General features: G+C 58.9%; 10 protein-coding genes and 4 tRNA genes. 6 read left to right on the top strand and 8 right to left on the bottom strand.

What is annotated here, in order from left to right; all coding sequences use genetic code 11:
- Positions 1-291: 291 nt before the first annotated feature.
- Positions 292-367, bottom strand: a tRNA-Asn gene (locus MKI83_RS01005).
- 56 nt (positions 368-423) lie between these two features.
- Positions 424-1,623, bottom strand: coding sequence for an amino acid aminotransferase (locus MKI83_RS01000; RefSeq protein ID WP_241582799.1), 1,200 nt, complete (start codon positions 1,621-1,623; stop codon positions 424-426).
- Positions 1,624-1,800: 177 nt separating this feature from the next.
- Between MKI83_RS01000 and uvrB the strand changes: the two genes are divergently transcribed.
- The 6 genes from uvrB to MKI83_RS00970 all read left to right on the top strand — a co-directional run bounded on the left by uvrB (position 1,801) and on the right by MKI83_RS00970 (position 6,146).
- A complete protein-coding gene (uvrB, locus tag MKI83_RS00995; RefSeq protein ID WP_241582798.1) occupies positions 1,801-3,813 on the top strand; it encodes an excinuclease ABC subunit UvrB in 2,013 nt (670 codons plus the stop codon).
- A gap of 79 nt (positions 3,814-3,892) precedes the next feature.
- Entirely contained in the window at positions 3,893-4,093 is a 201-nt protein-coding gene (locus tag MKI83_RS00990) for a DUF3079 domain-containing protein (protein ID WP_241582797.1), read from the top strand.
- A 98-nt stretch (positions 4,094-4,191) separates the two neighbouring features.
- Positions 4,192-5,673 carry a glutamate--tRNA ligase gene (gltX, locus tag MKI83_RS00985; protein ID WP_241582796.1) on the top strand — a complete coding sequence of 494 codons (1,482 nt, stop codon included), beginning with the start codon at positions 4,192-4,194 and terminating at the stop codon, positions 5,671-5,673.
- 156 nt (positions 5,674-5,829) lie between these two features.
- Positions 5,830-5,905, top strand: a tRNA-Ala gene (locus tag MKI83_RS00980).
- Positions 5,906-5,952: 47 nt separating this feature from the next.
- A tRNA-Glu gene (locus tag MKI83_RS00975) sits at positions 5,953-6,028 on the top strand.
- A gap of 42 nt (positions 6,029-6,070) precedes the next feature.
- Positions 6,071-6,146 (top strand) — tRNA-Ala (locus MKI83_RS00970).
- 69 nt (positions 6,147-6,215) lie between these two features.
- Here MKI83_RS00970 and MKI83_RS00965 read toward each other — a convergent pair.
- From MKI83_RS00965 to MKI83_RS00940, 6 genes are read right to left on the bottom strand one after another with little or no spacing between them, the layout of a single operon-like run.
- Entirely contained in the window at positions 6,216-7,883 is a 1,668-nt protein-coding gene (locus MKI83_RS00965; protein ID WP_241582795.1) for a BatD family protein, read from the bottom strand.
- Positions 7,880-9,694 (bottom strand): VWA domain-containing protein, encoded by a 1,815-nt coding sequence (locus MKI83_RS00960; protein ID WP_442320096.1) that lies wholly within the window; start codon positions 9,692-9,694, stop codon positions 7,880-7,882. The genes MKI83_RS00965 and MKI83_RS00960 overlap by 4 nt, the downstream gene beginning before the upstream one ends.
- The gene (locus MKI83_RS00955; protein ID WP_241582792.1) at positions 9,694-10,695 is read right to left on the bottom strand and encodes a vWA domain-containing protein; all 1,002 of its coding nucleotides are present in this window, start codon (positions 10,693-10,695) and stop codon (positions 9,694-9,696) included. The genes MKI83_RS00960 and MKI83_RS00955 overlap by 1 nt, the downstream gene beginning before the upstream one ends.
- The gene (locus MKI83_RS00950) at positions 10,688-11,188 is read right to left on the bottom strand and encodes a DUF4381 domain-containing protein (RefSeq protein WP_241582791.1); all 501 of its coding nucleotides are present in this window, start codon (positions 11,186-11,188) and stop codon (positions 10,688-10,690) included. Before MKI83_RS00950 ends, MKI83_RS00955 begins: the two co-directional genes overlap by 8 nt.
- Entirely contained in the window at positions 11,185-12,126 is a 942-nt protein-coding gene (locus tag MKI83_RS00945; protein ID WP_241582790.1) for a DUF58 domain-containing protein, read from the bottom strand. The genes MKI83_RS00950 and MKI83_RS00945 overlap by 4 nt, the downstream gene beginning before the upstream one ends.
- 7 nt (positions 12,127-12,133) lie before the next feature.
- A complete protein-coding gene (locus tag MKI83_RS00940) occupies positions 12,134-13,093 on the bottom strand; it encodes an AAA family ATPase (RefSeq protein ID WP_241582789.1) in 960 nt (319 codons plus the stop codon).
- Between the last annotated feature and the right edge of the window lie 57 nt (positions 13,094-13,150).

Here is a 13,150-nt window from a genome sequence, read left to right as displayed (position 1 = left end):
AGCCGAACGCACGTTAGTGCGGCCCCGCAGGGGTGAGGCCCGTTAGGGTCGAATCACCGGGGACCTTGGTCCCTGGGGCGAGTCCGGCACAAACTAAAAAGCCCCAGACTGGCGTCTGAGGCTTTCGAATTTGGCTCCGCGATCTGCGGCTCGACGGCGTTAGCCGAACGCACGTTAGTGCGGCCCCGCAGGGGTGAGGCCCGTTAGGGTCGAATCACCGGGGACCTTGGTCCCTGGGTCGAGTCCGGCACAAACTAAAAAGCCCCAGACTGACGCCTGAGGCTTTGAGTTTGGCTCCGCGACCTGGACTCGAACCAGGGACCCAATGATTAACAGTCATTTGCTCTACCGACTGAGCTATCGCGGAACAACGAAGCGCATCCTAATGATTTCTTTAACGAAGTCAACAGGTTGCGCGCGTTTTTAACTGATCACGTTGGCGATGGCTTTAACCACCGCGCCGATGTTGTTTTGGTTCAGCGCCGCCACACAAATGCGCCCAGTGCCGACGGCATAAATGCCGAATTCGTCTTTTAAGCGGTCGACTTGCGCGCTGCTTAGGCCCGAGTACGAGAACATGCCGTTCTGCCGGGCGACAAAGCTGAAGTCATGCTGCGGCGCGCTGGTGGCTAATTGCTGCACCATGGCTTCACGCATGCTGCGAATGCGCTGACGCATTTCGCCAAGTTCGCTTTCCCACAGGCTGCGTAGTTCAGGGCTTTGCAGTACCGTCGCAACGACGCTGGCGCCGTGAGTCGGCGGGTTGGAGTAGCTGGTGCGGATCACGCGCTTGAGTTGCGACAACACGCGGCCGGCTTCTTCCCCACTGCCGGTGACGATCGACAAAGCGCCGACACGCTCGCCGTACAGTGAGAACGACTTGGAGAATGAGCTGGCAATCAAAAACGGGAGGCCAGAGTCGGCGAATAAACGCACGGCATGCGCGTCTTCGTCAATGCCGGCACCAAAACCTTGATAGGCAATGTCGAGGAAGGGCAGGTGATTGCGCTCGCGAATCACCTCCAGCACTTGTTGCCATTGCTCAGCGTCTAAATCAACCCCGGTTGGGTTGTGACAGCAGGCGTGCAGCAGGACTACGGAGCCCGCCGGCAGCGCGCGCAGATCAGCCAGCATGCCGGGCAGGTCCACACCGTGCGAAGCGGCATCGTAATAACGGTAGCTTTGCACATCAAAGCCGGCGTTTTGGAAAATAGCCTGATGGTTCTCCCAGCTGGGGTTGCTGATGGCGACCACTTTGCCATTGAGCAGACGCTGGATGAATAACGCGCCAATGTTCAGTGCGCCAGTGCCGCCCAGCGCTTGTGCTGTCACCACGCGGCCTTCGGCCAGCAGGGCAGAGTCCGCCCCGAACAATAGTTCTTGCACGCTGCGGTCGTAAGCGGCGATGCCTTCAATGGGCAAATAGCCGCGTGGGCTCTTGGCCTCTAGGCGAGCTTTCTCTGCTTCGGCCACGGCTTTAAGCAGCGGAATTCGACCTTCCTCGGTGTAATACACGCCGACGCCCAAGTTAACCTTGGTGCTGCGTGGATCTGCGTTAAAGGCTTCGTTAAGGCCTAGGATGGGGTCGCGCGGTGCCATTTCGATGGCAGAGAACAGGCTCATGTTCGGACTCTATGCATCAGCAGGTGAGGAGTTGGCCGGCAGAAGCCGGAGTACAGGCGGGGCGTTATTATACCGGCACGAATACAGGCTGCCAGCGCCTCAATGCGGAAAACTACGCCTTTAGGCAGCTTTTTGTCGGCGTAGTAAGCTGTCTGAGATTTTTACACGGAATAACGTATGAGCAGTTTTACCCTGAAAACCCGTTTTGCCCCCGCTGGCGACCAGCCCAGTGCCATTGCCGGCTTAGTGGCGGGTCTCGAGTCGGGCTTATCACACCAAACCCTGCTGGGGGTGACTGGCTCGGGTAAAACCTACACCGTGGCCAATGTGATTGCGCAGATGCAGCGCCCGACGCTGGTGCTGGCGCACAACAAGACCTTGGCAGCGCAGCTATACGGCGAATTCAAAGAGTTCTTCCCGCACAACGCGGTGGAGTATTTCGTTTCGTATTACGACTACTACCAGCCCGAAGCCTACGTACCGTCATCCGATACCTTTATCGAAAAAGACGCCTCGATTAACGACCACATTGAGCAAATGCGCCTGTCGGCGACCAAGGCGCTGTTAGAGCGCCCCGATGCCATCATCGTGGCCACGGTGTCGTGTATTTATGGCTTGGGTGATCCGTCTTCTTATTTGCGGATGGTCCTGCACTTGGATCGGGGCGATAAGTTGGATCAGCGCGAGTTGCTGCGGCGTTTGGCGGAGCTGCAATACACGCGCAATGAGATGGAGTTTGCCCGCGCGACCTTCCGCGTGCGCGGCGATGTGATCGACGTATACCCAGCGGAGTCGGATTACGAAGCCATTCGCATCGAGTTATTTGACGACGAAATCGAGCAGCTCTCGGCCTTTGACCCGCTTACGGGCGAAGTGCTGCGCAAAATGCCGCGTTATACCTTGTACCCGAAAAGCCACTACGTGACCCCGCGCGAAAAGCTGCTGGAGGCCGTGGAAAAGATCAAAGTAGAGCTGGCCGAACGGCTAACGTGGCTGCGCGAACATGACAAGTTAGTCGAGGCGCAGCGCTTGGAGCAGCGCACGCGTTTTGATCTGGAAATGATCCTTGAGCTGGGCTACTGCAACGGGATCGAAAACTACTCGCGTTACCTTTCGGGGCGTGAGCCTGGCGATGCGCCGCCGACGTTGTACGACTATTTGCCGAGCAATGCGTTGTTGGTGATCGACGAGTCGCACGTCACCGTGCCGCAAATTGGTGCCATGTATAAAGGCGACCGTTCACGTAAAGAAACCTTGATCGAGTACGGCTTCCGCCTGCCGTCAGCGCTGGATAACCGGCCCATGCGTTTTGAAGAGTGGGAAAGCATCAGTCCGCAGGCGATTTTTGTCTCCGCCACACCAGGCCCGTATGAGGCGCAACACGCCGGCCAAGTGGTCGAGCAGGTGGTGCGTCCCACCGGTTTGGTTGATCCGCCGATTGAGGTGCGCCCCGCTAGCACGCAAGTGGATGACTTACTGTCAGAAATCCACAAAGCAGTGGCGGCAGGCGATCGTGTGCTGGTTACCACGCTGACCAAGCGCATGGCCGAGGATTTGACCGACTACCTGCTCGACCACTCCGTGAAGGTGCGCTACCTGCACTCAGACATCGATACGGTGGAGCGGGTTGAGATTATTCGCGATCTGCGTGCTGGCGTGTTTGATGTGTTGGTCGGCATCAACTTGCTGCGCGAAGGTTTAGACATGCCAGAAGTGGCCTTGGTGGCGATTCTGGACGCCGATAAAGAAGGCTTCTTGCGTAGTGAGCGCTCGTTGATCCAGACCATTGGTCGCGCGGCACGTAACCTCAACGGTCGCGCCATTTTGTACGGCGACAAGGTGACCGGCTCGATGCAGCGAGCCATCGATGAGACGCAGCGTCGCCGTGACAAGCAGCTGGCGTTTAATGCCGAGCACAACATCACCCCGCGCGGGGTGACGAAAGCGGTGGCGGATATTCTTGAAGGCGCCACGGTGCCAGGCTCGAAGAGCAAGCGCCGCGAGCGTAATAAAGCCGCGGAAAGCGCTGCGCAATACGCCGCCATGCCAAGAACTGTGGATGAGCTGGCCAAGCGCATTCATGAGCTGGAAGAGCAGATGTTCAAACTCGCCCGTGATCTGGAGTTTGAAAAAGCGGCGGCGCTGCGTGATGAAATACAGAAACTGCGCGAACGCCTGCGAGATATCTAAACGCGCCTTGCTTGGGATCAATAAATCCGGCAAGGCAGGTGGCTAAGCTCGTCGTTTATCTTAACGACGAGTCTTGATCATGGCTAAGCGCTTTCCGGATAAGCCCGCTCACCCTGAGCGAATCTGTTGGGGCTGCGATCAATATTGCCCATCGCACGACATGGCCTGCGGCAACGGCGCTTCGCGTACGCAACACCCGATTGAGGTGTTGGGCGAGTCATGGCGCGAGCAATTAGATAACACCTCGTCAGGTCTTGAAGGCGACGCCTCTAATCAATGAGGCGTGCTTGCCGGCACGACAGACGTCGTGCGGCTGGAGCCACGGGCGCTTGGGCTGCTACCATCACGGCCTGATTTCAGCTCGGTTTGAGAAACGCCATGACCACCGTTCGTACCCGTATTGCTCCATCACCCACTGGCGATCCACACGTGGGCACCGCGTATATCGCTTTGTTCAACTTGTGTTTTGCGCGTCAGCACGGCGGCCAGTTCATTCTGCGAATTGAAGACACCGATCAGGTGCGCTCCAGCCGCGAGTCCGAGCAGCAGATTTACGACGCGCTGCGTTGGTTGGGTATCGAGTGGGATGAAGGCCCAGACGTTGGTGGTCCGCACGGTCCGTACCGTCAGAGCGAGCGGCGCGAGATCTATAAAAAGTACTCCGATGAGTTGGTCGCTAAAGGCCACGCTTTCCCGTGCTTCTGTTCCGCCGAGCGCTTGGATGAAGTGCGTGCCCAGCAAATGGCCAATAAAGAAACGCCGCGTTACGACGGCCATTGCCAGCACTTGTCAGCGCAAGACGCGCAGCAGCGTGTGGCGGCGGGCGAGTCGCATGTCATCCGCATGAAGGTGCCGACGGAAGGCGTGTGCGAAGTGCCTGATATGCTGCGTGGCACGGTCGAAATTCCGTGGGACCGCATGGACATGCAAGTGCTGATGAAGGCCGATGGCCTGCCGACGTACTTCTTGGCCAACGTGGTGGACGATCACTTGATGGGTATCACCCACGTGTTGCGTGGCGAAGAATGGCTACCCTCGGCGCCTAAGTTGATCAAGCTGTACGAATACTTTGGTTGGGAACAGCCGGCGCTGTGTTACATGCCGCTGTTGCGTAATCCGGATAAGAGCAAGCTCTCCAAGCGCAAAAACCCCACCAGTGTGACCTTCTATGAGCGGATGGGTTACCTGCCTGAAGCCATGCTCAACTATTTGGGCCGCATGGGTTGGTCGATGCCCGATGAGCGTGAGCAGTTCACCTTGGCGGAGATGATCGAACACTTCGATATCCAGCGGGTGTCGTTGGGTGGGCCGATCTTTGACGTAGAAAAACTGTCGTGGTTGAACGGTCTTTGGTTGCGGGCGTTGAGCCCAGAGCAATTTGCCGCCGCTGCGGTGAAGTGGGCCTTGAATCCGCAGTACTTGATGCCGGTAGTGCCTTTGGTGCAGCAGCGCGTGGAGACGTTTAGCCAACTGCCGCAGCTGGCTGGGTTCTTCTTGGCCGGTGGGGTGTCGCCGGCGCCGGAACTGTTCCAGCACAAAAAGCTGTCTGCCGATGAAGTGCGTTTGGTGTTGCAGCTGGTGCTGTGGAAGCTTGAGGCATTGCGTCAGTGGAACAAAGACAACATCACCGCAGTGATCAACGCGGTGGCCGCGCATTTAGAAATCAAGCTGCGCGACATCATGCCGCTGATCTTTCCTGCGATCACAGGGCAAAGCAGCTCGGTGTCAGTGCTGGATGCCATGGAAATGCTCGGGCCTGATTTGAGCCGCTTCCGTCTGCGCCAAGCCTTAGAGGTGTTGGGTGGTGTGTCGAAGAAAGAAAACAAAGAGTGGGAGAAGCGTTTAGTCAGCATTGCCTAAGCCGGTCTCTCTCTGACTTAAAGCCCGCCGCTTTGCTGCGGGCTTTTTGTTTTTGGCTTAAGTATTTGTTCTTGCGCGGCTTTTTTTTGCCTTGCGGGCTAAAAGTTTATTGACAGCCTAGGGGGGCGCTCTTAATATTCGCCCCGTCCTTGAGATGGGGCTATAGCTCAGCTGGGAGAGCGCTTGCATGGCATGCAAGAGGTCGACGGTTCGATCCCGTCTAGCTCCACCAATTTCCAGCAAGTCGTTGAAGGTTTGACGGCTTGCACGAAGGTTTACGTCCCCTTCGTCTAGTGGCCTAGGACACCGCCCTTTCACGGCGGTAACAGGGGTTCGAGTCCCCTAGGGGACGCCATTTAAAGCAACTCACCCACGGGTTGCGCAGCGCAAGCTGTATGGGGCTATAGCTCAGCTGGGAGAGCGCTTGCATGGCATGCAAGAGGTCGACGGTTCGATCCCGTCTAGCTCCACCAACACCAAAAGGGCCTGTCGCAAGACAGGCCCTTTTGTTTTGTTGTCGATTAAAAATGGCTGGCTTGCGATTAGCTGGCGCGTGGGTACAGCGGCGGCAGCGCGCTGTCGCTATTGTCGAGCGGCTTTTCGGCGCTGGGCAGGCTGCGTACCGCCTCATACAGATTTTGCCCTTGCCAGTGCTGGCCGCTTTCGCTGTACAGCGCATTATTCAGCGCATCCAGTGCTTGCGCTAAAGGCTCATGGCGAGCCGCCATCTGCGCCAAGGTCTCGGTTTTGCTGCGTGCCCATGCATCCAGCGCTTGACGGCTTTGTTGTGGGTCATTGCTTTGGCAAGTGCGCTTGAGTTCATCCAATAGGGTGCGCGTGCTTGGGCCGCTGGCAACCACTTTGACACTCTGATTGAGTTTGCGGCCGTGCAGCCACAGCGCGGCAAAAATCAACGTGCTTAGCAGCAGCAGGCCACTGGCCAGTTGCCAAGGCCACAACAGTACCGCTGGCTGGCGGCTGGTCGGCAGGCTAGGTGTGACTTGCGGCGTGACGCCTTGGGGGGCTTTAACCTGCAATGTGCGACCTGGCAACTCGCTGACTTCAAGCCGGTCTAGACGGGTATTCCACCACGTCACTTTGACCGCTGGCAGGCTGTAGTCGCCCGCTTGTAGAGGCACTAAGGCTTCGCTTTCTTGTCGTGTGGCTTGCAGGCCGTCGTCGTTCAGGGCTTGGCTGGACTGCGGTTGATCGGCATAGCGGCGCACGCCATCCACTTCTGGGCTGCGCAGGCTAGGTAGCTGGGTGGCGCTGACGCCATCGGCCTTGATTTGCAGGTTGCGCGTTAAGGATTCGCCCAGTGGCAGGCTGCTGTCGCCATGCGACCACTGCTGGCTCAGGCTTAATGAGGCCGCTGGTAGCCACGGCTCACCTTGCGGGTAGTTTTCTGGCTTGGGTAAGACGCTGAGCGGGATTTTCGGTGAGCGCACTTGTACGCGCTTACCGGGCCGGCTGCCAAAGCCTAAGAAACTCTGCTGCTCGCGATCGACCATGGTCGCAGTAAAGGCCTGTGCGGGAATGGTCAGCTTGCCGCTTTCCAGCGGAAACAGGGCGTAGCGCACTTCAATCACACCGTGGCGAATGCCGTTGATGGTGGTTTCGTAGGTGCGCGGCTGGCCGAGCATCTCGACCCGCGCTTGCTCCATCTCTAACGGGCTTAAGCTGCTGTCGTTAAACAGTGATACCGAGTGAAAAATTCGCAGGGTCAGAATGGTTTGCGCCTGCAAGTACACCGACTCTTGCGATAGCTGCGCGTCGATAAATACCGGCGCTACGCGGTTGGCTTCAGGCTCTGGACGCTGGCTGGCATCCAGCACTTCAATCTGGATCGCTTGGCTGCTGTGGTTGCCTAAGCGCAATGGCGGAATGGTCAGCTTGCCGGTGTTGCGGGCTTGCAGGCTGACCAGCCATTGCGTGCTGGTAGAGGTGCTTTGATTGTCGCTACTCAGGCGTTTTACCTGGCGGGTGCCGAGGATGATGAAGTCGTGCTTCAGGGGTTCCCAGTCGGGCTGGCTGAAGCTGTTGTCGTCGGTCTCGAGGGTCAGCTCAATGCTTTCGCCGCTATAAAGGGTGACACGGTCAACGCTGGCGGTGAGCGCCCAGGCCGGCAGGCTCAACACTGAGCCCAGCAACAAGGTCAGTCGCAAGCCAAGTAGCAATAGCCCTTGCTGAACATGCAGGGGAAACATCATGGCTGGGACTCCTGTTGTTGCTGATACCAGAACTTGCGTTTGAGCAGCTCACTGGGCTCGTCTGGGATTTGCTTGAGCCACAGCTCAAGTGCGGCCTCGCGCTCAAAGTCGGGCAGCGCCTCAATCCCAGCCTGACCGATGCCGGCGACGGGGTCAGGCGTGGCGGTAGTGTCTTCAGTGTTTTGCTCGCGGCCAGCGACATCGGGCTTTATCTGGGCACTCTCGCCACTAGGGCTTGCGCTCAGGGCGTTGCTGGGCTCAGCGCTGCCGGCTGTGCCGGCGCTGGGCTCGCCGAGCTGACCCGCTTGCCCGTTACCGGCTGGCTGACTGCTGGGGTTGTCCGCGTTGCTAGCGGTTTGACCTTGAGTGGGGCGGGCTTGATCGTTGCTGGTTTGCCCTTGCTGGCCGTCTTGTTGTGTTGGCTCGCCATTTTGCCCGTTGTTTTGTGCGTTTTGCTCGGCTTGCTGTTGTTCGAGCAAGGCTTCAACGAGTGCACGGTTAGTGGCCGCTTGCGTGAGGCCAGGATCAAGATCGAGGGCCTCGTCGTAAGCGTCGAGGGCGCTGCTGAGCTCACCCGCTTGGGCTAAGGCGTTGCCGCGGTTGTAATCGGCGCTGGCACCGTCTTGTTGCGCCCACAATTTGGCCGCCGCTGCGTAGTCGCCGGCTTGGTAGAGCGCTTCGGCACGCCACGCAGGGTGTTGGAAGCGTTCTGCCGCGGCGGCGGCTTGCTCTTGCTCGAGCAGTTGTTGGCCTTGTTGATCGGCGCGAAGCCACAGGTCATCCCAGGTCAGGGCGTAGCTATTGCTGGGCCACGGCAGGGTGAGCACGCACAGGGCGAGCAGCCAGCCGCGACGGGCGCTAAACGCGGCCAGTAATACCAAGGGGATCAGCAGCCAATAGCCTTGATCGTGCCATTGGTTTAAGCGTTGTTGTTGACTGCGTTGATAGCCTTGCTGGCGGCGGTCGAGGCCCAGTTGGCGAATATCTTGGTCATCCAAGCTGGCATTGCTGTAAGCGCCGCCGAGATTAGCTGCGTGCAGGCTTAAGCGGGTGATATCACGGCGTGGCAGTACGATGCGGCCGGCGTTGTCTTTGAGTAGGGTGCCGTTATTCAGTGTCACGGGGGCGCCTTCGTCGCTGCCAAAACCAATCACGCTAAGGCGGCCATCCAGCGTGTCACGCTGGGCGAGCAAGGCTTGCTCGGCTTCGTCACTGAACTCACTGGTGAGCAGCAGTACCCGGCCATTGGCACGGCCGCCTTGTTCGAGCAATTTTAAGGCGCGCTCAACGCCTAAGTCGGCACGACTGCCTTGCAGCGGCATGATGCTGGGTTGTACTGCGTCGAGCAGGTTGCGCGTGGTGACTAGGTCATCCGACAGCGGCACCAAGGTGTGACTGCTGCCGGCATACACCACAATGCCGGTCAGGGCGTCGTCGCGGCTTTCTAAAATATCCAGCACTTTGCGTTTGGCGTGCGCTAGGCGGTTTGGTGTCAGGTCGCTGGCGAGCATAGTTTGGCTGGTGTCGAGGACGATCACTAACGCGTCGCTGCTGCGGTAGCTAGGTTGCTCCAGTTTGACCCAGCTGGGGCCGGTTAACGCAAGTAGGCAGACCAGCCAGCCAAGACCGAGTAATACTTTGGGGAAGCGACTAGGGCGCTGGTCGCGGCCGGCCAACAGCCAAGGGTGTAGTGCCGCTGGCAGCAAACTTTGCCACTGCCCAAGGCGTTTGGCGTGGCGCCACTGGTACCACCAAATGATCGCAACGGGTAGCAGCAGAAGCAGCAAGTAAGGGCGCTCTAAGTGCGGCATCAGCGCCATCTCCGCGGGAGTAATAAACGCGCATTGTCAGGGCGCGCCAGCCATAGGCTGCCGAGCAATACCAATAGCAGGGGGATGAAGTACAAAGCTTGCACAGGGCGGACTTGATTGGCTTTTTGGTTGACCGGCTCGAGCTGATCCAACGTTTGCGCGATAGCTTCTAGCTCTTGGCTGTTGCGGGCGCGGAAATACTCGCCGCCGGTGAGTTCGGCGATTTGTTGCAGGGTCGGCTCATCCAAGTCGATACCGGGTTGGATGCCGAGCATGCCCAGCAGCGGAGACTCGCTGGCGTCGCTGCCAATACCAATGGTGTACACGCGAATGCCTTCATCACGCGCTAGCCGTGCGGCGGTCATGGGCATCACTTGGCCTGCGGTATTGGCGCCATCGGTGATCAGCACCATTACGCGCGCTTGGGCAGGGCGCAGTCGTAAGCGTTTGATGCCGAGGCCAATGGCGTCACCGATGGCGGTATCGCCGCCGGCAATGCCGATCAGGCTTTCCTCCAGCCAGGTGCTGACGGTGTTGCGGTCAAACGTGAGCGGTGCCTGTAAATAGGCTTGTGAGCCAAACAAGATCAGGCCGACGCGATCACCGACACGGCTTTCAATGAAGGGGCTAAACAGCGCTTTGACTAAACTCAGGCGGGACACTTCTTGATCTTGCCAGCGCATGTCGGTGTGCTGCATGGAGCCGGACACGTCCACCGCGAGCAACAAGTCGCGGCCCGAAGCGCTTAAGGGCAAAGGTGAGCCTACCCACTCGGGGCGCGCTAAGGCCAATAACAGCAAGAGCCATAACGAAGCCGGTAGCATTTGGCGTCGCCACGGCGGAAGCGGGCGCAAGGCGCGGCGTTGGCTGAGTTGCTCCAGCTCGCTCATAAAGCTGATTTGTAGCGCCGCCTCATCGCCACGCGCCGGCGGTAGCCATTGGCGTATGAGCCATGGCAGGGGCAACAGTAAAAAGGCCCACGGCCACGCCAGCTCAAACATGTTGGCGAATCCAAGTGTCGACCGCTTGGCGCAAGCGGTTGCTGGTGGCTAGGGGTAAATGCACTTCAGGACGGTACTGCCCCTCAACCAGCACCATAAAGCGCGATAAGCCGGCGGCGGTGCAGCGGCCGTCTAAGAACAGTAGCCAGGTGCGACCAGACAGGGTCTGGCACTGCGCCTCTGGGTAGCGGACTAAGCACACGCGCTTTAACAGTTGGTTGAGGGCTTGCAGCCACGGCCCAGCACTGGTGCTTTCATCGGGCAGTGGTAGTTGTTGCAGCTCGCGCAGGGCGGCCAGTTGCAAGGCATCTAAGGGCTGTCCGACTTTTTTTGCACGCGGTCGCAGTTTTTTAGGCCGCTTACGCCACGCCCATACGGCTAGCCAAGGCAGGCAGGCAAGCAATAGGGCCAGTGCCCACCAGCCGGGCGCCGGTGGCCACCAGAGAATCTCGGGCGGCGGTAGATTGCCCTGTAGCTGCTCAAGCGCGGTCATTGGCGACCACTCAAGGGTTGCAGGTGTTGGATCAGCTGGCTTAAGCCGTTTTGCCGCGTGTCGAGGTTGAGCAGCGGCACTGCGAGGCGCTGGCTAAGGCTGGCCCAGCGCTGCAAGCGTTTGTCAGCGAGCTGTTGATAGCCTTGCTGCAGTGAGGGCAGGTCAGTATCTAAACGTAGCTCCCGACCATTTTGACCGAAGCGTAAACGCCCTGTTTGCGGCAGTTGATGGTCCAGAGGATCGGCTAGTGGCAACAGGACTAAGTCGTTATGACGGGCGAGCAGGCTTAACTGCGCTTCGGACTGGTCGCCCAACGCGCGCTCATCGCAGATCACGAAAATCAAACTGCCGGGGCGCAGTACTTCGCGACAGCGGCGCAGGGCGATGGTAAACGGCTCGGCGCCCGGCGCCCATTGCTCGCTAGACAGCAGCTGATTGGCGTGGCTTAGCCGGTTGAGAAATTGCAATAGGCTTTGTTTGCGTCGCCGGGGGCGCACCTCGTGCCATTCACGATCACTAAATACCAAGCCGCCAACACGATCGTTGTGCGCCAGCGCCGCCCAGCCAATCAAGCTCGCTAATTCGGCAGCCAGTACTGACTTTAGGCGTTCGCCTGAGCCAAAAAAGGTGCGGCGGCTTTGCTCGACCAAAATAAACACGGGGCGTTCGCGTTCTTCGTGGTACAGCTTGGTGTGCGGCTCTTGCGTGCGTGCGGTGACGCGCCAGTCAATCGAGCGCACGTCATCGCCGGGTAGATACGCGCGCACCTGATCGAAGTCCACCCCGCGACCACGCAGCCGAGAGTGGTGTAAACCAATCAAAGGGCTGCGCCGGCTGGGCGTGGAAAACAGTTGGAACTCGCGAATGTGATGCCGCAACGCCACCAGCTCATTTAAGCTGACGCGAATGCCGGGCAGGGGGGTTAAACCCAGACTCATGCCAACCTCAGGCTACGGGAACCACATCCAGCAAGCGCTGGATGACCCGATCTTGGTCAATGCCCGCGGCTTCGGCCTCAAACGACAGAATCAAGCGATGGCGCAACACGTCGGCCAGTACCGCTTGGATGTCTTCGGGGCTGACAAACTCACGCCCAGCCAACCATGCATGGGCACGTGAGCAGCGGTCTAGCGCGATTGAGCCACGCGGGCTGGCGCCGTAGCTGAGCCATTCGGCCAGTTCGCTATCAAAGCGCGCGGGAGTGCGGGTGGCCACGATCAGCTGCACGAGGTATTCCTCCACCGCATCGGCCATGTACATCCCCAATACCTCGCGGCGGGCGATAAAAATGGCTTCTTGGCTGACCGGTTGCGGCGGTGGTGCTTCACCATTGAGGGCTTCGCCGCGCGCCAATTGCAGGATGCGCCGTTCAACCTGGGCATCGGGAAAGCCGATACGCACATGCATCAAAAAACGATCCAGCTGCGCCTCTGGTAGCGGGTAGGTACCTTCTTGCTCGATCGGGTTTTGCGTGGCCATAACCATAAACAGCGGCGGCAGGGCGTAGGTTTCCATGCCGACACTGATCTGGCGTTCGCCCATGGCCTCCAGCAGCGCGGATTGCACCTTGGCTGGCGCACGGTTGATCTCATCGGCCAACACAAGGTTGTGGAAGATAGGGCCGCGCTGAAACTGAAAGCTGCCGGTCTCTGGCCGGAAGATCTCCGTGCCGGTGATATCCGCCGGTAGTAGGTCCGGGGTGAACTGAATGCGGTGGAATTCTGCGTCTAAACCATCGGCCAATTCTTTGATGGCGCGGGTCTTGGCAAGCCCCGGCGCACCTTCGACCAGCAAATGGCCGTCGGCCAACATGCTGATCAGCAAGCGCTCTACTAAGCGCTCTTGGCCGATGATTTGACTTGAAAGAAATTGTCGCAGCGACACAAGCGCTTCACGGTGATCCATCAGTAAGCTCAACCTTATGGTGACCGGCTGGTCGTATCGATTTGTTATTAGCCGGCG

Source organism: Atopomonas sediminilitoris (assembly GCF_022601735.1).
Lineage (GTDB): Bacteria > Pseudomonadota > Gammaproteobacteria > Pseudomonadales > Pseudomonadaceae > Atopomonas > Atopomonas sediminilitoris.
The sequence above is the reverse complement of the archived record's forward strand: the minus strand, read 5'-3'. Positions and strand labels throughout refer to the sequence as shown.